Genomic DNA, 18205 nt, shown 5'->3' on the forward strand with positions numbered 1-18205 from the left:
TCCTGCTACGCGCCGAACTCGGCGCGGAAATCCTCGAGCCGCCGCTTCTGCCGGCCTTCGCCATCGAAATTGGCCGGATCGAGCCAGGCCTCATAGGCTTTGCGCAGCGCCGGCCATTCCTTGTCGATGATCGAGTACCACGCGGTATCGCGGTTTTCACCCTTGACCACAAGATGCTGGCGGAAAATGCCCTCGAACTTGAAGCCGAACCGCTCCGCCGCGCGCTTCGAGGGTTCGTTGCGGTTGTTGCATTTCCACTCGTAGCGGCGATAGCCGAGCCCGTCGAAAATGTATTTCATGAACAGGAACTGCGCTTCGGTTGCCGCCGGCTTGCGTGAGATCAGCGGGCCCCAATAGATGTTGCCGATCTCGATGACGCCATAGGCGGGATCGATGCGCATCAGGGTCTGCCGCCCGGCGACCTTGCCGCTGGCCTTGTCGATGACCGTGAAGAACAGCGGATCCTCACTTGCCTCGACCTTGTCCAGCCATGGCTGGAAATCGGCGCGGGTCTGCGGCGGATAGTCGGGCAGCCAGGCAAAGCGGCCGTCGATGTCGGGCACGGATGACGCCTCGTAGAGGCCGTCGCCATGCTTTTCAGCACTCAACGGCTCAAGACGGACATAGCGTCCGTCCAGAACTTTTCGTTCCGGACGCGGGCGGGGCTGCCAATTCGCAAGATTTTCCGACACCAAAGACTCCAATCCGTTTGACATTTGCGGTTGGACGCTCACAAAAACGCGACCCAACAGTAAGAACCACACGGACGGGAAAAATGCTCCACACGATTTCGGCCTTCGACCGTCTCGGCGAGGAAAACGCCTTTGCGGTGCTCGCGAGGGCGACGGCGCTGGCGCAACAAGGCCGCGACATCGTCAACCTCGGCATTGGCCAGCCCGACTTCAAAACGCCGCAGCACATTGTCGAAGCAGCGATCAAGGCACTGCGCGACGGCCACCACGGCTATACCCCTGCCAACGGCCTGTTGGCGACGCGCGAGGCGGTGGTGCGGCGCACGCTGACCACCATCGGCGTCGAGGTCTCGGCCGAGAATGTGATGATCCTGCCCGGCGGCAAGCCGACCATGTTCGCGGCCATCCTGATGTTCGGCGAACCCGGCGCCGAAATCCTCTATCCCGATCCCGGCTTTCCGATCTACCGCTCGATGATCGAATTCACCGGCGCTGCACCCATTCCCGTGCCGATCCGCGAGGAGAACGGCTTTGCCTTCTCGGCTGAGGAGACGCTGGCGCTGATCACGTCGAAGACCAGGCTCTTGATCCTCAACTCGCCAGCCAACCCGACTGGCGGCGTCACACCGCGCGCCGAGATCGAGAAGCTGGTCAAGGGACTGGAGAAGCACCCGCAGGTCGCCATCCTCTCCGACGAGATCTACGACGTCATGACCTATGACGGCGAGACGCATTTTTCGCTGCTCAATTTCCCCGAAATCCGCGACCGGTTGATCGTGCTCAATGGCTGGTCGAAGACCTGGGCGATGACAGGCTGGCGCATGGGCTGGTCGATCTGGCCGAACGGCGACAAGGGCGCCCATCTCTACGACAAGGTGCGCAAGCTGGCGGTCAATTGCTGGTCCTGCGTCAACGCCCCCAGCCAGTTCGCCGGCATCGCGGCAATAGACGGCCCGCAGGACGATGTCGACAAGATGATGCGCGCCTTCGACAACCGCAGGAAGATCGTCGTCGAGGGGCTGAATGCGCTGCCGGGCGTTTCCTGCATCACGCCAAAGGGCGCCTTCTATGCGTTCCCCAATGTCTCAAAGACCGGCTGGAAAGCGAAGAAGCTCGCCTCCGCCCTGCTCGAGGATGCCGGTGTGGCGCTGATCGGCGGCCCCGATTTCGGCATTCTCGGCGAAGGCTACATCAGGCTCTCCTACGCCAATTCCGAAGAGAACATCTTGCGCGCGCTGGAGCGGATCGAGGCGTTTTTGAAGAAGTAAGGCGGCCAATTACAAAGGTTCGCGCTGCCCCTCACCTGCCTGCCGGCATCCTCTCCCCGTATAGTGACCGGGAGAGGGGCGCTCTCATCGATGATTTCGCCAATCTCCAATGTTTGCAGGAATGGCGCCGAGGTCGCGGTCAGCCCTTTCTCCCCGTCACAATACGGGGAGAAATGCCCCGGCAGGGCAATGAGGGGCGGCGCCGACGCTCAGTTTTTTATCCGCGTCCCACAAACGGCATCTTGGTCGCCATCACCGTCATGAACAGCACATTGGCGTCGAGCGGCAGGCTGGCCATGTGGACGACGGCGTCGGCGACGCGCTGGACGTCCATCACCGCTTCGGCGGCGATCGAGCCGTTGGCCTGCGGCACGCCGACCGTCATCGCTTGCGCCATGTCGGTCAGCGCATTGCCGATGTCGATCTGGCCGCAGGCGATGTCGTAGGGCCGGCCGTCGAGCGCCAGCGTCTTGGTCAGCCCTGTTATGGCATGCTTGGTCGCGGTGTAGGGCACTGAACCCGGCCGCGGCGCATAGGCTGAGACCGAGCCGTTGTTGATGATGCGGCCACCCATCGGCTTCTGTCTGCGCATGGCGCCGAAGGCGGCGCGCGCGCACAGGAACGATCCGGTGAGATTGACGCCGACAATGTCGTTCCAGACCTCGACCGGGATCTCGTCGATCGGTGTCGACTTGTAGCTCATGCCGGCATTGTTGAAGAGCAGGTCGACGCGCGCGAAAGCCGCCGCCACGGTCTCGAACAGGTCGTCGACCTGGCCGGCCTTGCTGATGTCGCAGGCGACCGCCAGCGCCTTGGCGTCCGTCTTGCCGGCTTCGGCGATCGCGGCATCGAGCACCTGTTTGCGGCGGCCGCAGAACACGGTGTTCCAGCCCGCCTTGAGCAGCGCCGTGGCGACGCTCTTGCCGATGCCGGTGCCGGCGCCGGTGACGATGGCGGTTTTCTCTGTGAGGGCTGTCATGATTTTGCTCCTGCGCACCGCGCATCCCCGGCACAGATCGGGATGCATCCGAATGCACCGAGGCATCGCAAATGACGGGGATCATGGCAAGCCGAACAACCTGTGATCGGCTGAACAAAAAGGGCGGTCATTGGCGACCGCCCTGATCTAACCGGGCTTGGGAGGAGGAAAAGCCGATCCGACTGCTAGAATCATGCGCTTCCTCGGTAAACGAGACGTTAACGCATTTTCCAGCCCGGCCGCGCTTCCTACCAGCGCGGGTTCGGCGCGGTCCCGGCCGGGGCCGGCACCTTGGCCGCCGACACGGTCGCCTCGACATGGTCGACCAGTGCATCCGGCAGGCCGAGCCGGCCGGCGAGCAGGTCGAGATAGCCGCGTTCGGCGCGCGTATCGGGATCGATGGTCAGCCGCGACGCCGTGTAGAGCTCAAGCCTCTGCTCATCGGTCTTGGCGCCGGCGACCAGCGTGTCGAGATCGAGCGGGCTGTCCAGCTCGGCCAACAGGAATTTTTCGGCATCGGAACCGACGCCGGCGAGCTTGAGCTTGCCGGCGATCTTTTCGCGCTCCTCGTCGTCGATATGGCCGTCGGCCTTCGCCGCCGAGATCATCGCCCGCACCAGCGTCAGCGTGAACTCATCCTCGCCCTGCGGCGCCTGCGAAGGATGGAAGCCGGTGTCGGCGGGCGGCGGCAGCAATTCCGGCTGGCCGGCGGCCGGCGCCTGCTCGGGGGCATTGCCGGCCTTGTAGTTCTGGTAGGCCTTGTAGGCGAGACCGCCGATCGCGGCCAGTCCACCGAGCTTGATGGCGGTGCCCGTCACCTGGCGCCCCGTTCCGGTCCCAAGCAACACCGCGGCCAGCGCACCGGCGGCCAGCGGATTGTCCTTGGCCATCTGCACGGCCTGTCCTGCTTTGTCGCGGACGGTGCCGGTGGTGCCGGGAACCTGAGAGCCGAGGAGGTCGTCGAGAAGCTTCTTGGGGTCGAACATAGTGCCTCCAGAAAAGGGCCCGTACCACACGGGGACGGGCGGGTTTTGGATGTTGCAGACGTAGGTCCCGCTTGTTGACATTACAATGACGGACGGGCGCTTTGCCAGCGATGCAGCCTTTCGAAAAATCGGATTGCGGTGTGTCGAAATGGACGGGGGCTTGCGTTAGTGTCCCCGCCTTCTGACGAGGAGGAACTGTCGTGACGGAAGGATCAGAGCGTGAGCCGGCGCGCGATCCGCAGGATCTCGAGCGCCTACTGATTGACCGGCAATGGGTAGGAGACATTGACGGCATGGTGGCGCTGTTCGAACACGACGCCGTCATCGACAGCAGCGAGGCAGAACTAATCCGTGGCCGCGAGGCGATCCGGGCGCTGTTTGCCGCGTTTACCGCGAGCGGGCGAAAATTCCAGCGCGGCGAACAGCGCCCCGCTGCGATCAACGGCGATTTGGCGCTGACCTCGACCCGGCTTCCCGACGGCACCGTGACTTCAGAGGTCGCACGCCGACAGAGCGACGGCACATGGCTGTGGGTGATTGACCGCTATTCCGTCGCGTGGTGATGCAACCAGCAACAAACACCCGCTTGGCGCGGCGCTAGCTGCCGATATGCTCCCTGCCCTGCGCTTGCGCCAGTTCGACCTGGCGCTGGCGCTCGGCGTAGCGGGCGCGGTCCTCGTCCGAACGGGCATCATAGCAATGCGGGCATGACACGCCGGTGGTATAGTGCGGCGACAGCCGGTCCTCCGGCGTCAGCGGATGCCGGCAGGCACGGCAGAGTTCGGCCTCGCCTTCGCTAAGCCCATGCGACACCGAGACCCGCTCGTCGAAGACGAAGCATTCGCCTTGCCACAGGCTCTCTTCGGCCGGCACCTCTTCGAGATATCTCAGGATGCCGCCCTTGAGATGGAAGACATCCTCGAAGCCGAGCGACTTCACATAGGCCGTCGCCTTCTCGCAGCGTATGCCGCCGGTGCAGAACATCGCGACCTTGCGACCGTCGAGCTGGTCGCGATGTTTTTCGATCCAGGCCGGGAATTCGCGAAAGCTCGACGTGCGCGGATCTATGGCGCCCTCGAAGGTGCCGATCGAGACCTCGTACGTGTTGCGCGTGTCGATGACGATGGTGCCGGCATCCGAGATCAGCGCGTTCCAGTCGGCCGGCGCGACATAGGTGCCCGCACCCGTCACCGGGTCGAGATCCTCGACGCCCATGGTGACGATCTCGCGCTTCAGCCGCACCTTCATGCGATGGAACGGCATTTCGGCGGCGCTGCTGTATTTAACCTCGAGATCGGCAAGGCCTTCGATGGACTCGAGATAAGCGATCAGGTCGGCGATATCGGCCTCCGAGCCGGCGACTGTGCCGTTGATGCCTTCCCGCGCCAGGAGCAGCGTGCCCTTGATGCCGCGGCCGCAGCAGAAGGCGGCGAGCGGCGTCCGCAATTCCCGCAGCACCTCGAAGTCTCCCAGCCTCGCAAATTTGTAGAGCGCGGCGACGCGCACAGGTTCATGGTTGGTCATCGCCAAGCCACTAAACCGTGGTCAAAGCGGATTCAAGGCAGTGCTGAAGAAGCCGTCCTCCCTTCAGCGGGGTAGCCGGCAGATGTGACATCGCGGCAGGCCGGGTTTCGTGGACTCGGAATCTGCCTTCTGCTAATCGGTTGAAATCATCCCCAGGAGAGATAAGCCAATGCCCAGCAAGACCGAAAAGCTCCTGTCGCTGCTCAACGGCCAGCCGGTCATCCCGGTGTTGAAGATCGCCGATGTCGCAGACGCCGTGCCGCTGGCCCGGGCGCTCGCCGCCGGCGGCCTGCCGGCGATCGAGATCACGCTGAGAACCGCCGACGCCCTGGAAGCGATCCGCCGCGTGGCCGGTGAGGTCGAGGGCGCCATTGTCGGCTCCGGCACCATTCTCGATGCCAAGCAATTCGACGAGGCGGCTGCAGCCGGCTCGAAATTCATCGTCAGCCCCGGCATCACGCGCGAACTGCTCGCGGCAGCCAAGGACAGCGACGTTCCCCTGCTGCCTGGCGCCATCACGCCCGGCGAGATCATGGCCGCCCGCGAGGCCGGCCTGCGCTTCCTGAAATTCTTCCCGGCCGAACAGTCCGGCGGCATCGCCTCGCTGAAGGCTTTCGCCTCGCCACTGGCCGATGTGAAGTTCTGCCCGACCGGCGGCATCTCGGCCAAGAACGCCGCCGACTATCTCAGCCTGCCAAATGTCATCTGCGTCGGTGGTTCCTGGGTGGCGCCGGACGAGCTGGTCAAGGCCGGCAAGTGGGATGAGATCGAGGCGCTCGCACGGGCCGCCAGCAAGCTCGGCAAGTAGCCTCCGCAAGCACAAAAACCCGGCCGGCTTGCGCCGGCCCCCTCACAAGAAGTTCAGCCGCGCGTGATCGGCCGGGCTGACCTGGCATGACTGCCTGTGATCGTAGATCGAGAGAGTTGGTTCCCGCTCATGGGCTCGAACCACGATTCACGCCTTCAAAGGGCGCTGTCCTACCATTAGACGAAGCGGGAATGCAGGCTGGTGGTTAGCATTCCGGGACGTTGGAAGCCAGTGCTGAAGATTCGCCAAAAACAAAAAACCGCGCGGGCTTCCCAGCGCGGCTTCGATGTTTATCCGGTCGAGGACCTTACTTCGTCTGGAAGCGGGCGACCGAAAGGAATTTCACGGCATTGCCCGTGAAGCGGTTGGCATCGGCCATCTGGTTGTCCGCCTGGAAGCCTGCGGTGTAGACCTCGCTCGGCGGCGTATGCACGATGTTGTAGGCATAGCGCGGCGCAGTCGTCGGGCTGGAAACGGTGGCGATGTTGTCGCCGCTGCTCAGTGCCCAGCGCGCCGCCTGCGGTTCGGCCGCCACCACCACGGTCTTCGGGCCGGGCTTCAGGTCGCGGGCCGAAGCCCGGGCCTCCTTGCGCGTGGTCTTCACGCCGGCGCCGATCACGGAGGCGGGATCGGTACCGGCGGGACGGGCAGCAATCGCGCCGCGCGGCGTTGCGGCATCGACGCCTGACGGATCGTTGAACGCCGAGCGCGGCTCGAGCGAGGCAACCTGATAGTCGTCAGTAACACCGGCGGCATCGGCGGCACTGGCCTGTTCGAGAACGGCCTTGACCTCATCCGGACGCTGCGACGGCAGCACCGAGAAGGCATCCGTTGCGGTCTGCTTGTGCGCGGCCGTATCGGCCAGCGCCAGCAGCACGCCCTTATCCTGCGGCGAAAGCTCAGCCGGCGGCGAAGAGCGGTCGGGACGCCAGGTCGGCAACGGGACGTTGACGTTCACGGCAACCTGCGCCGGAGCGGCAGCCGCTTGGTCGGCACTGCTCACATCGGCCATGCCGAACGGCACATTGGCAGGCGCCTGCGCCGTCGCCACTGTCTGTTCGGTGGTGGCGTCGGCCATGCCGAACGGTACCGTCTCAGGCTGCTGCGCGCCGACATCGGCTTTCGGCCGCGGCGCGAAATCTGGCAGCGGCACTTCCTTGGCCGGCAGCGCCGCGATGATCGTCTCTGGTGTATCCTGCTGCGGCTCGGAATCGTCCGCGCTGTCGTCGGCAAGCTGCGGAACATTGGCGCGCTTCGCATTCTGCGGCGACACGATCGCGATGCCGGGCAGGTTGCTGTTGTTGTTGCTCCTGGCAGCCAGGACCGGCTTCACGCTTCTCGGCGACGGCGCGGCGGTCGCGACATCGGCGCTGTCGTCGGCTTCGTCTTCGCCGCCACCGCCAAAGAAAGCGGACAGGAAGCCACCGGATTTCTTGGTGCTGCCGCCAGCGCTGGCCATCATGATGGCCGGGGAACCGGCGCCCTTGCGCGCCTTGTAGGCGGCGAGTGCCTGGTCATAGCCCGGCAGCGGCTTGCCGTCGCTCGGCACATGCAGCGTCTTGCCATTGGGGAACAGGCTGACCAGTTCCTGGCGGCTGATGCCGGGCCAATGGCGCACATTGCCGACGTCCATATGAACGAAGGGCGAGCCGGACGACGGATAATAGCCGACGCCGCCGCCCTGCATCTTGAGGCCGATGTTGCGCAGCTTCTTCAGCGGAACGCCGGGAATGTAGAAATCCATCGCCTTGCCCAGCATGTGCTGGCTTTCCTTGGCGACGCCTCGGCTGCGGCTGCGCAGCATCGAATTGGTCGCCGGCGAGCGATAGCCGCAGACGACCTGGATGTAGTCGGTGGCGCCGGCCTGCCGGTAGGCTTCCCACACCAGGTCGAGCAGGCGCGGGTCCATCTTGGTCGGTTCGTTGCGACGCCAGTCGCGCAGAATGATGTTGATCTTCCTGAGACCTTCCGGATCGTAGCGGCCATTGCGCTTGTAGACGATCTCGGCCTTTTCGTGCGTATGGAGGTGATAGAGTTTCAGCGAACGCGTTTCGGCGCTTGCGCCGGCAGCAGTTGCGGCAAGGAAACCAAACGCAACAATCACCGCTGCCAGCCATCTCGGCCAGACGCCAATGTGATAGTGCCGCCCGTTGCTGTGTCGTTCGACTTTGTTCAAATCAAAAGGCCTTGCAGGCTGCCGTTTGTCCCCGGATTTGCCCAAACGGATGCGTGGTTCTCACATCCGAATATCGATCCTAATGGTTAATCATCGCTTATTGAAGCCGAAATGCGGTAACACCGTGGCGATATCCCGTCAAAAATAATACACAGGATTTCTTGGTAAACTGCTGGTTTAGATCAAGATTCAGCCTTTTCCCGCTACACGATCTGTTACTGTTAGCCTTAATGCGTGAACAGCGCCGTTCCGCATCGCCATATTCCCGCCCCCAACCCCTTATGCAGCGCTAGATATGGCCTTGCAAGCTGGTCCCGGCCTTGCGCCAACAAGCTGTGGAATTCGGGTTTCCAATGCATGTCGCTCAAAAGTGGTCCGGTTTTGAGACAACGACATGCATAATAAGACCTAAAGCGCGTCGCCTGATTCCGTTCAAGCGCGACGCGCTTTAGGATGCAAGACGGTCGAGGCGGCCGGTTTCCGGGTCGATGCCGTATTCTTTAAGCTTGCGGTAGAGCGTCGAGCGGCCGATGCCGAGTCGGCGGGCGACTTCGCTCATCTGGCCGTTATAGTGGTCGATGGCGAGCTTGATCATTTCGAGCTCGACATCGGCCAGCGCGCGCACATTGCCGCGCTCGTCCAACGCCCTCAGCGTGCCGAAACGCTGAAGCAGCCTGGCCGGAGGTTCGATCTCCGCCGCGACGGGACCGACGCCATCAGTCTGGGCGCTATTGCCTTGCGATTCGCTGCTCCAGATCATGACGGGGTCCGACAGGGACGCGTCGGTATCGAGATTGACGGTGCCCTCGACTTGTGCCCGGATCTGCGGGAATTCGTCTGCTGTCAGCACGTCGCCCTCGGCAAGCACCGAGGCCCGGAACACGGCGTTTTCCAGCTGCCTGATGTTTCCCGGCCAGTCATAGGCCTGCAGCATGGCCAATGCGGCTTCCGAAATGCCGTGCAGGCGATGGCCCGCAGGCGCCACCTTGTCCATGAAATGCTTGACCAGATAGGGGATGTCGTCGCGCCGGTCGCGCAGCGGCGGCACGAAGATCGGGTAGACGTTCAGCCGATAGAACAAATCCTCGCGGAACTTGCCGTCCTTGACCTGCTGCAGAAGGTTGCGGTGCGTGGCCGAGATCAACCTGATGTCGACCCTGACCGTGGCGCGACCGCCGACCGGATCGACCTCGCCATCCTGCACCGCGCGCAACAGCTTGACCTGCACGTCGAGCGGCAGGTCGCCGATTTCGTCCAGGAACAGCGTGCCCGAATGCGCCTCGACGAACTTGCCGGTGTGTTTGTCGGTGGCGCCGGTGAACGAGCCCTTCTCGTGGCCGAACAGGATCGATTCGACCAGATTGTCGGGGATGGCGCCGCAATTGACGGTGACGAAGGGTTTTGAACGACGATCACCGGTGCCCTGGATGGCGCGCGCCACAAGTTCCTTGCCGACGCCCGATTCGCCCTCGATCAGGATCGGGATGTTGGAGGCAGCCGCCTTCTGGCCGAGGCGGATCACCCGGTCCATCGCCGGGCTGTGCGTGATCATGTCCTTGAAGGTCAGGTGGCCGCCACGCCGCCGCGATGTGCGCTTGACCTCATCCTCGACCGCCTCGACCTTGAGCGCGTTGCCGATCGCGGTCTGCAGCCGGTCGGGGGATGCCGGCTTGACGACAAAATCGAAAGCGCCGTGGCGCATCGCCGAAACCACGGTCTCGATGCCGCCCTGTGCGGTCTGCACGATGACGGGAACCGTGATGCCGCGTTCGCGCATCGCCTTCAGCACGCCGATGCCGTCGAGGCCGGGCATGACAAGGTCAAGGATGACCGCCGACACATCGCGCGCGCCGGATCCGTCGAGAGCTTCGAGGCCTGCCTCGCCGCCATCGGCGACGATGGCGCTGTGGCCGAATTTCGTCACCGCCGCCTCGAGCAGCCTGCGCTGCACGGGATCGTCATCGACTATGAGAATGGAACCTGTCATGACTGATTTGAGTTGCCTGCCTGGGAAATCCCCATGGATCATCCTGGCACAGGGTTCTAAACAAGGTTTCAAAAAACCCGGTGAATGAATTCCTTAGGATTTGACCGGCTTGCCCTTTCCCCTTGATTCCAGAAGGTAATTGTTGATGCGCAGGATTCTCGGTCGGCAGCTTGCGGCGGCAGCGTCCGGTCAGGGCGCGGCGGAGCTCGGCGACCTGCCGGAATGGAATCTCGCCGATCTCTATTCCGGCATGGAAGCGCCCGAGCTGAAGCGCGACATCGCCAAGGCAGCGGCCGATGCCGTCGCCTTCGAGAACCGCTGGAAGGGCACTCTGGCCGCGGAGGCCGAGCGCGGCAGCGCCGGCAAGCTCGGCGAGGCGCTGAGCGCCTATGAGGCGCTGGAGGAGCTGATCGGCCGCATCGTCTCCTATGCCGGCCTGATCTATGCCGGCAACACCGCCGATCCGCAGCGCGCCAAGCTCTATGGCGACATCCAGGAGAAGATGACCGACGCCAGCGCGCATCTGTTGTTTTTTGCGCTGGAGCTGAACCTGATCGACGACAAGGCGCTCGAAGCAGCCCTTGCCGCCGATGCCGGCTTTGCCCACTACCGGCCCTGGGTGCTCGATCTCAGAATGGACAAGCCATACCAGCTCGAGGACCGGGTCGAGCAGCTTTTCCATGAAAAGTCGATCACCGGGCGCGGCGCCTGGAACCGCCTGTTCGACGAGACGATGACCGATCTGCGCTTCGACATAGACGGCGAGGAGTTGACGCTGGAGCCGGCGCTGAACCGCCTGCAGGACGCCGATGGCGAAGTCCGCCGCCGCGCCGCCGAGGCGCTGGCCGCCACGTTCCGCAAGAGCCTGCGCACCTTCACGCTCATCACCAACACGCTGGCCAAGGACAAGGAGATTTCCGACCGCTGGCGCGGCTTCGAGGACATCGCCGATTCACGCCACCTCGCCAACCGTGTCGAGCGCAGCGTGGTCGATGCACTGGCGTCCGCTGTGCGCGAGGCCTATCCGCGCTTGTCGCACCGCTACTACGCCATGAAAGCGCGCTGGCTCGGCATGGAGGTGATGAACCACTGGGACCGCAACGCCCCCTTGCCAGAAACGCCGCAAGCGGTGATCCGCTGGGACGATGCCAGGAACACGGTGCTGTCGGCCTATCAGCGCTTTTCCCCCGACATGGCGGAGATCGCCCGCGTCTTCTTCGACCGCAACTGGATCGACGCGCCGGTGCGGCCCGGCAAGTCGCCCGGCGCCTTTGCCCATCCGACCGTGCCTTCGGCGCACCCTTACGTGCTGCTCAACTACATGGGCAAGCCGCGCGATGTGATGACGCTGGCGCATGAGCTCGGCCACGGCGTGCACCAGGTGCTGGCCGGCGGCCAGGGCGCTCTGATGGCCTCGACGCCGCTGACTTTGGCCGAAACGGCATCTGTCTTCGGCGAGATGCTGACCTTCCGTTCGCTGCTCGATCAGACCACCGACAAGCGCGAGCGCAAGGCCATGCTCGCCCAGAAGGTCGAGGACATGATCAACACGGTCGTGCGCCAGATCGCCTTCTATGAGTTCGAGCGCAAGGTGCATGCCGAGCGCAAGAACGGCGAACTGACTTCCGACAAGCTTGGCCAGTTCTGGCTCGAGGTACAGGCCGAGAGCCTGGGGCCGGCGATCAAGCTGCGCGAGGGCTATGAGGTCTTCTGGACCTACATCCCGCACTTCATCCATTCGCCCTTCTACGTCTACGCCTATGCCTTCGGCGACTGCCTGGTGAACTCGCTCTACGCGGTCTACCAGAATGCCGAACACGGCTTCCAGGACAAGTATTTCGAGATGCTGCGTGCCGGTGGCACCAAGCATCACTCCGAACTCCTCGCTCCCTTCGGCCTCGACGCCACCGACCCCGCCTTCTGGCAGATCGGCCTCGGCGTGATCGGCGGCCTGATAGACGAGTTGGAAGCGCTCGACAGTTGATGCTACGGAGCCGTTGAACCGGTAGCGCAGAGCAACAGGTTAGGCGGCGCCGGTCTCGACTTTGCGAAATCGCAGAACAGTTTAGCCGGAATGCATGTGACGGCAGCTCTGTTCTTGTTCTAAATATCTGTTCTTGAAGAACTCTCGGGCCAAATTTTCCGTTAGCTTTCCAGAATCCGTATGATAGCCTTTCCGGCTGAAGCTCAGCCGGGCACGCGGCTTAGGCCGGACAGCATCCCGGCCCATGGCAGCGGTCCGGTGAATGCGACAGCGACGGTTGGCAATGGGCGGGAAAGCCGAAAGCCGGCAATCGACGACAGACCGGCTGTTCCCTGAACCGCCGAACCACCAATGGATGATCCGATCTGCCAAGGTCATGACTTGAGACGGCGGCGGACGGATCCGACTGGAGAGAGACGATGACCTTCTTCTACATTGTCCTGGCGTTCCTTGTAGGTGTGTTGGTTGGCTGGTTTATCTGGGGCCGGCTGCGCGGTGAGCTTGACAGCCTGCGCGGCGACCTCAACCGCACCCGCAGCGAGCGCGATAGGCTGCGCGCCGATTCCGATCGTCTGACCGGCGAACTCGACGCCTGCGGCAAGACCCGCGCCGATCTCGAACGCCGGCTGCGTGAAACGTCTACTCCATCGGCCAAACCTTCCAGCTCGGCGCCGGCCGCATTGGTCTCGACACCCGCAACGGCGGCCGCGAAGCCGGCCGCGCCCGCGAAACCCGCCGCGGCAAAGCCTGCCGCCGCCAAGCCAGTTGCGGCCAAATCCGCCGCCAAACCGGCTGCCAGCAAACCTGCGGCTGCCAAGGCGAGCGCCGCTCCGAAGCCCGCCGCTTCAAAGCCGGCTGCAGCCCCGAAGAAGGCTGCACCGACAGCTGCGAAGGCCGACAATCTTCGCCGCCTGATCGGCATCGGACCGGTCAACGACAAACTGCTCAAGGGCCTTGGCGTCACGACCTACGCCCAGATCGCCGCCTGGACGGCGGCCGACGTCAAGCGCATCGAGGACACGCTGAATTTCGACGGCCGCATCGCGCGCGAAAAGTGGATCGAACAGGCCAAGCTGCTTGCCGCCGGCGACGAGAAGGAATTCGCGCGCCAGTTCCCGACCGCCGGGACCGCCAACAACACCTGATCTGATCATCGGCAATAAGCCCGACAAAGCGGCGCCTTCGGGCGCCGCCTTTGTTTTCGCAAGTGCCACCGTCTTTGCGCCCTGCGACGCCGCTCCCTCGATTGCACGCCGCCCGGCCCCCATATAGAGCGGTTCTGGCGTCATCGACCGCAGCATCCGAGCCCCATGCCCCTGCCCTCTGCCATTTTCCGCAACGATGAAAGCGGCCGTCAGCTGGTCTTCGACCGCCCGGCCGACATCATCGTCGCCTATGAGGCCAAGGATTTTCTGCCGGCTCTGGCGGCTGCGCAGGAGGCATCGGACGCCGGCAAATGGCTGGCCGGCTATTTCTCCTATGAAGCGGGTTATTTGCTTGAGCCGAAGCTGGTGCCGCTGCTGCCCGAGGGCCGGCGCGCGCCGCTGGTCTGTCTGGGTGTCTTCGATGCTCCGCTGGAGCAGGCCGTGCCGCAGAGCAGCGCGGCGACCAATGGTCCGATCTTCGATGCAAGAGCGTCATGGTCGCAGGAGCAATACGCTGACCGTTTCGCGCGCCTTCACGAGCACATCCGCAAGGGCGATTGCTACCAGGGCAATCTGACCTTTCCAGTCCATGCGCAGTGGTCCGGCGACCCGCTCGCCGCCTTCGACGCGCTGACCGGACGCCAGCCGGTAAAGTATGGGGCGCTGATTTCGCTCAGTGATCCCATCGTCTTGTCGCGCTCGCCCGAACTGTTCTTCGAGATCGATACCGAGGGCATGATAGAAACCCATCCGATGAAGGGCACCGCGCCGCGCGGCGCGACCAAGGCCGAGGACGCGCGGCTGAAGGCATTCCTGCGCAATGACGAAAAGAACCAGGCCGAAAACCGGATGATCGTCGATCTCCTGCGCAACGACATTTCGCTGATCAGCGAGGTCGGCACGCTGGAGGTGCCGGAACTGTTCCGCATCGAGAGCTACCCGACCGTCCACCAGATGGTGAGCCGCGTCAGGGCAAAGCTTTTGCCTGATCTCGGCATCCGCCAGATCTTTGCCGCTCTGTTCCCCTGCGGCTCGATCACCGGGGCGCCAAAGATCCGTGCCATGGAAATTCTGCACGATCTGGAAGCCACGCCGCGCGACGTCTATTGTGGCGCCATCGGCTGGATCGCGCCCGGCGGCACGATGCGCTTTTCGGTGGCGATCCGCACCATCTCGCTCTTTTCCAGCGGCGAAGCCGTCTACAATGTCGGCGGCGGCGTCGTCTTCGATTCGACGGCCGAGGAGGAGTATCAGGAGTGTCTGCTGAAGGCGCGCTTCGCGACGGGAACACCGCCGACTTCGACCTGATCGAGACCATGCGCTGGGAGCCCGGCCAGGGCTTCCTGCGTTTCGAGCGCCACCTCGCGCGCCTCTACAGCTCGGCGGAAGAACTGGGCTTTGCCTGCGATCCGCAGCGGGTCGGCGAGGTATTGGCGAACACTGTCGGGGTGCAGCAGACGGCGCTGCGCACCCGTCTCGTCCTGCAGCGCAATGGCGAGGTCACGGCTGCAGCTCAGCCTTACGAGCCGCTCGCGGCCGACAAGGTCTGGCGGCTGCAGCTGGCGCGGGTGCGGCTCTCCTCCACCGACACGCTGCTGCGCCACAAGACCAGCCGGCGTCAGCTCTACACCCATGCTCGGTCTGAATATCTTGTCACCCAGGCCGACGAGGTGTTGCTCGCCAATGAGCGCGGCGAAATATGCGAAGGCACGATCACCAATGTCTTCGCCGATTTCGGTGACGGCGTGCTGATGACGCCCCGGCTGGATTGCGGCCTGCTGCCTGGCGTATTGCGCGCCGAGCTTCTGGATGAAGGGCGCGTCCAGGAAGCGATCTACAGCTATGACGAGTTAAAGTCGGCGAAGGCGATCTTCGTCGGCAATTCGCTGCGCGGCTTGATCCCGGCAACATTGGCCTGATACGAAGCGGCTGCGAGAATGACCGCCGGTATTGGACACTTTTTAGCAAAGCATGAATTCTCGTCAGCCCACTCACAAGCCCTATGATGGCTCCTCAAAGCTCTTCACCATCGGGCTGAAGCCGCTTGAGCTCGACAAATGGATCGAGGTCGACGGGCACCTCATCGACCATCTCGCCGAAAAGCGTCGACTCTATGCCGAAATTCCCGGCAAGGTGTTCGTCGAGGAGAACGGCACGCGCGACGCCCAGCGCGAAGTGCGCGACCTCATCGAAGCCCATCTGCTGACAGCATTTCCCGAAATCTACAGGCGCACGAGCGTCGGGATCGAGGTTATCGGCGCCGAAGGCAACAGAGCCGATGTCTTCAGCAACGCCCCTCTGGTCGCAGCCTCGCTGCTCGTCCAAGAAGACCTGATCCTGATGCGCCGCGATGACAGCGGCTGGCGGCTCGCCGCCGGATCACTGTGCTTCCCATCATCCTGGTCACTGCTCGAAAAATTCGGGCGGCCGCTGCAGGAGATCCACGCACCGGTGCCTGGCTTCGGTCCGGGCACCAGGCCGGCCGAGCTCATCAACCGCATGTTCGACGGTCTGCAGGGTCAGGCCGTCGAGCGCTTCAACTGGTCGATCCAGGCCGACGACGCGCTCTATCATCCGCTCTCCAATGTCGAGCGCATCGACCGTGCGACCAACCGTCCCTCGCGCTTCCCGGACGGCGACATCAACGCGCACGCCTTCATCCGCGTCGAGCGCCAGACGCTGCGCAAGCTGCCCATCTCGCGCGACATCCTGTTCACCATCCGCATCCATCTCGACCCGCTGAAAGTGCTGGCGCTGCATCCCGACCGGGCAACGCTTGCAGCATCTTTCGCGGAGCAATTGCTGGCGCTGGATGAGGCTCAACTCGACTACAAGGGCATGACCGCTGACCGCGACCGCCTGATCGTCCTCCTTAACCACATGGCCAATGCTGCGTAGCGGACGGTTGGCGCTTTTTGCTGGTTTGTGACAATGATCTGTGATGTAGCGCATGAGCACCGGGCAATAAGCCCGGTTTTGTGCGTGTTTTCCCGGCTTTTGTGGGTTTTTTTGAAGGAGTGCTCGATAAAATGGCGAATGAAAACTGGCCCGTTTACGGTGAAATCACCGGCCCTGTCGTGATGATCGGCTTCGGTTCGATCGGACGGGGAACGCTGCCTCTGATCGAGCGCCATTTCAAGTTCGACAAGTCGCGCATGACGGTCGTCGACCCGCTCGATACCGATCGCAAGCTGCTCGACGAGCGCGGCATCGCCTTCGTCCAGGAGCACGTCACAGAGAAGAACTACAAGAAGCTGTTGACCCCGCTTCTGACCAATGGTGGCGGCCAGGGCTTTTGCGTCAATCTGTCGGTCGACACCGGCTCGGTCGACCTGATGCGGCTCTGCCGCAAGCTCGGCGTGCTCTACATCGACACCGTCGTCGAGCCGTGGCTCGGCTTCTACTTCGACACCACGGCCGACAATGCCAGCCGCACCAACTACGCGCTGCGCGAAGCCATGATCAAGGAAAAGCACGACAAGCCCGGCGGCGCGACGGCGGTTTCGACCTGCGGCGCCAATCCGGGCATGGTCTCTTGGTTCGTCAAGCAGGCGCTGCTGAACCTCGCCGGCGATCTCGGCCTCGAATTTTCCGAACCGGCGCAGGACGACCGCGAAGGCTGGGCCAAGCTTATGAAAAAGGCCGGCGTCAAGGGCATTCACATCGCCGAGCGCGACACCCAGCGCACCAAGAAGCCGAAGCCGATGAACGTGTTCTGGAACACCTGGTCGGTCGAAGGCTTCATCTCGGAAGGCCTGCAGCCGGCCGAGCTCGGCTGGGGCACGCATGAGAAATGGATGCCAAAGAACGGCAAGGAGCACAAACATGGCTCCAAGGCGGCGATCTATCTTGAACAGCCCGGCGCCAACACCCGCGTGCGTTCATGGTGCCCGACGCCGGGCGCGCAATACGGCTTGCTGGTGACCCACAACGAGGCGATCTCGATCGCCGACTTCTTCACCATGCGCGGCAAGAAGGGCAAGGTGCATTACCGCCCGACCTGCCACTATGCCTATCATCCCTGCAATGACGCGCTGTTGTCGTTGGACGAAATGTTCGGCGCCGCCGGCAAGCCGCAGCCGGTCCACCATGTGCTTGACGAAAACGAGCTGGTCGATGGTGTCGACGAACTCGGCGTGCTGCTCTACGGCCATGACAAGAACGCCTACTGGTACGGTTCGCAGCTGTCACTGGCCGAAGCCCGCAAGCTGGCCCCCTACCAGAATGCCACTGGCATGCAGGTCACCTCGGCCGTTCTCGCCGGCATGGTCTGGGCGCTGGCAAACCCGGAGGCCGGTATCGTCGAGGCCGACGAGATGGACTACAAGCGCTGCCTGGAAGTGCAGTCCCCGTATCTTGGGCCGGTCAAGGGCTACTACACCGACTGGACGCCGCTCGATAACCGTCCGGGTCTGTTCCCGGAGGACCTCGACAAAAACGACCCGTGGCAATTCCGCAACATCCTCGTCCGATAGCGGTTCCATACCCCTGCCTCACCGCCTTGCAATCGCCCGGAAATCGGGCGATTGAAGGGATGCGGACGAGAGCAGTGTGCATCCATTTGGGCGCACGAGGGACCGCTCTGGAAACTTGAGGCCACGCACATCGTGTTTCCCAAACGTCGTTTGGCGATTGGGCCGATGCGTCAGGAGAGGA

At 63.4% G+C, this 18205-nt stretch carries 15 protein-coding genes and 1 tRNA gene; 9 read left to right on the forward strand and 7 right to left on the reverse strand.

Annotated features, from left to right (window positions below; translation table 11 throughout):
- Positions 1–5: 5 nt before the first annotated feature.
- Positions 6–692: a GNAT family N-acetyltransferase gene (locus ACYHH6_RS31275; protein WP_352586288.1), complete on the reverse strand. Its 687-nt coding sequence runs from the start codon at positions 690–692 to the stop codon at positions 6–8.
- An 83-nt stretch (positions 693–775) separates the two neighbouring features.
- Here ACYHH6_RS31275 and ACYHH6_RS31280 point away from each other — a divergent pair, with 83 nt between their 5' ends.
- Entirely contained in the window at positions 776–1960 is a 1185-nt protein-coding gene (locus tag ACYHH6_RS31280; protein ID WP_352586287.1) for a pyridoxal phosphate-dependent aminotransferase, read from the forward strand.
- 217 nt (positions 1961–2177) lie between these two features.
- Here the strand turns inward: ACYHH6_RS31280 and ACYHH6_RS31285 are convergent, their stop codons facing one another.
- Together ACYHH6_RS31285 and ACYHH6_RS31290 are read right to left on the reverse strand one after the other, a co-directional pair.
- Positions 2178–2939 carry an SDR family oxidoreductase gene (locus tag ACYHH6_RS31285; RefSeq protein ID WP_352586286.1) on the reverse strand — a complete coding sequence of 254 codons (762 nt, stop codon included), beginning with the start codon at positions 2937–2939 and terminating at the stop codon, positions 2178–2180.
- Between the two features lie 248 nt (positions 2940–3187).
- Positions 3188–3925 (reverse strand): tellurite resistance TerB family protein, encoded by a 738-nt coding sequence (locus ACYHH6_RS31290; RefSeq protein ID WP_352586285.1) that lies wholly within the window; start codon positions 3923–3925, stop codon positions 3188–3190.
- A gap of 200 nt (positions 3926–4125) precedes the next feature.
- On the opposite strand from ACYHH6_RS31290, the gene ACYHH6_RS31295 reads away from it, so the two are divergent.
- On the forward strand, positions 4126–4488 hold the full coding sequence (locus ACYHH6_RS31295; RefSeq protein ID WP_352586284.1) for a YybH family protein: 363 nt from the start codon (positions 4126–4128) through the stop codon (positions 4486–4488).
- A gap of 34 nt (positions 4489–4522) precedes the next feature.
- Here ACYHH6_RS31295 and trhO read toward each other — a convergent pair whose 3' ends face one another.
- Positions 4523–5449, reverse strand: coding sequence for an oxygen-dependent tRNA uridine(34) hydroxylase TrhO (trhO, locus tag ACYHH6_RS31300; RefSeq protein ID WP_352586283.1), 927 nt, complete (start codon positions 5447–5449; stop codon positions 4523–4525).
- A gap of 169 nt (positions 5450–5618) precedes the next feature.
- Between trhO and ACYHH6_RS31305 the strand changes: the two genes are divergently transcribed.
- Positions 5619–6257: a 2-dehydro-3-deoxy-phosphogluconate aldolase gene (locus ACYHH6_RS31305; protein WP_352586282.1), complete on the forward strand. Its 639-nt coding sequence runs from the start codon at positions 5619–5621 to the stop codon at positions 6255–6257.
- A gap of 117 nt (positions 6258–6374) precedes the next feature.
- Here ACYHH6_RS31305 and ACYHH6_RS31310 read toward each other — a convergent pair.
- The 3 genes from ACYHH6_RS31310 to ACYHH6_RS31320 all read right to left on the reverse strand — a co-directional run bounded on the left by ACYHH6_RS31310 (position 6375) and on the right by ACYHH6_RS31320 (position 10420).
- Positions 6375–6448 (reverse strand) — tRNA-Gln (locus tag ACYHH6_RS31310).
- A 116-nt stretch (positions 6449–6564) separates the two neighbouring features.
- Positions 6565–8391, reverse strand: a complete 1827-nt coding sequence (mepK, locus tag ACYHH6_RS31315; RefSeq protein WP_352586402.1) for a peptidoglycan L,D-endopeptidase MepK — start codon at positions 8389–8391, stop codon at positions 6565–6567.
- A 490-nt stretch (positions 8392–8881) separates the two neighbouring features.
- Positions 8882–10420 (reverse strand): sigma-54-dependent transcriptional regulator, encoded by a 1539-nt coding sequence (locus tag ACYHH6_RS31320; protein ID WP_352586281.1) that lies wholly within the window; start codon positions 10418–10420, stop codon positions 8882–8884.
- Positions 10421–10565: 145 nt separating this feature from the next.
- Between ACYHH6_RS31320 and ACYHH6_RS31325 the strand changes: the two genes are divergently transcribed.
- The 6 genes from ACYHH6_RS31325 (at position 10566) to ACYHH6_RS31350 (ending at position 18024) form a co-directional block, all read left to right on the forward strand.
- The gene (locus ACYHH6_RS31325; RefSeq protein ID WP_352586280.1) at positions 10566–12404 is read left to right on the forward strand and encodes a M3 family oligoendopeptidase; all 1839 of its coding nucleotides are present in this window, start codon (positions 10566–10568) and stop codon (positions 12402–12404) included.
- A gap of 419 nt (positions 12405–12823) precedes the next feature.
- A complete protein-coding gene (locus tag ACYHH6_RS31330) occupies positions 12824–13549 on the forward strand; it encodes a proton-conducting membrane transporter (RefSeq protein ID WP_352586279.1) in 726 nt (241 codons plus the stop codon).
- Between the two features lie 165 nt (positions 13550–13714).
- Positions 13715–14857 (forward strand): aminodeoxychorismate synthase component I, encoded by a 1143-nt coding sequence (locus ACYHH6_RS31335; RefSeq protein ID WP_352586278.1) that lies wholly within the window; start codon positions 13715–13717, stop codon positions 14855–14857.
- Complete coding sequence (locus tag ACYHH6_RS31340; RefSeq protein ID WP_352586277.1) at positions 14806–15468, forward strand: aminotransferase class IV family protein; 663 nt, start codon at positions 14806–14808, stop codon at positions 15466–15468. Before ACYHH6_RS31335 ends, ACYHH6_RS31340 begins: the two co-directional genes overlap by 52 nt.
- Positions 15469–15520: 52 nt before the next feature.
- The gene (locus ACYHH6_RS31345) at positions 15521–16447 is read left to right on the forward strand and encodes a heme-dependent oxidative N-demethylase family protein (protein ID WP_352586276.1); all 927 of its coding nucleotides are present in this window, start codon (positions 15521–15523) and stop codon (positions 16445–16447) included.
- A 131-nt stretch (positions 16448–16578) separates the two neighbouring features.
- Positions 16579–18024 (forward strand): homospermidine synthase, encoded by a 1446-nt coding sequence (locus ACYHH6_RS31350; protein WP_352586275.1) that lies wholly within the window; start codon positions 16579–16581, stop codon positions 18022–18024.
- The last annotated feature ends 181 nt before the right edge of the window (positions 18025–18205 follow it).

It is taken from the genome of Mesorhizobium sp. P171375, from assembly GCF_057786075.1.

What these genes read in the sequence shown, in the direction of transcription:
- ACYHH6_RS31325 (WP_352586280.1), top strand. Translation starts at nt 10,566, where the DNA reads ATGCGCAGGATTCTCGGTCGGCAGCTTGCGGCGGCAGCGTCCGGTCAG.
- ACYHH6_RS31320 (WP_352586281.1), bottom strand. Translation starts at nt 10,420, where the DNA reads ATGACAGGTTCCATTCTCATAGTCGATGACGATCCCGTGCAGCGCAGG.
- ACYHH6_RS31285 (WP_352586286.1), bottom strand. Translation starts at nt 2,939, where the DNA reads ATGACAGCCCTCACAGAGAAAACCGCCATCGTCACCGGCGCCGGCACC.
- ACYHH6_RS31280 (WP_352586287.1), top strand. Translation starts at nt 776, where the DNA reads ATGCTCCACACGATTTCGGCCTTCGACCGTCTCGGCGAGGAAAACGCC.
- ACYHH6_RS31330 (WP_352586279.1), top strand. Translation starts at nt 12,824, where the DNA reads ATGACCTTCTTCTACATTGTCCTGGCGTTCCTTGTAGGTGTGTTGGTT.
- trhO (WP_352586283.1), bottom strand. Translation starts at nt 5,449, where the DNA reads ATGACCAACCATGAACCTGTGCGCGTCGCCGCGCTCTACAAATTTGCG.
- ACYHH6_RS31290 (WP_352586285.1), bottom strand. Translation starts at nt 3,925, where the DNA reads ATGTTCGACCCCAAGAAGCTTCTCGACGACCTCCTCGGCTCTCAGGTT.
- ACYHH6_RS31350 (WP_352586275.1), top strand. Translation starts at nt 16,579, where the DNA reads ATGGCGAATGAAAACTGGCCCGTTTACGGTGAAATCACCGGCCCTGTC.
- ACYHH6_RS31335 (WP_352586278.1), top strand. Translation starts at nt 13,715, where the DNA reads ATGCCCCTGCCCTCTGCCATTTTCCGCAACGATGAAAGCGGCCGTCAG.
- ACYHH6_RS31305 (WP_352586282.1), top strand. Translation starts at nt 5,619, where the DNA reads ATGCCCAGCAAGACCGAAAAGCTCCTGTCGCTGCTCAACGGCCAGCCG.
- ACYHH6_RS31345 (WP_352586276.1), top strand. Translation starts at nt 15,521, where the DNA reads ATGAATTCTCGTCAGCCCACTCACAAGCCCTATGATGGCTCCTCAAAG.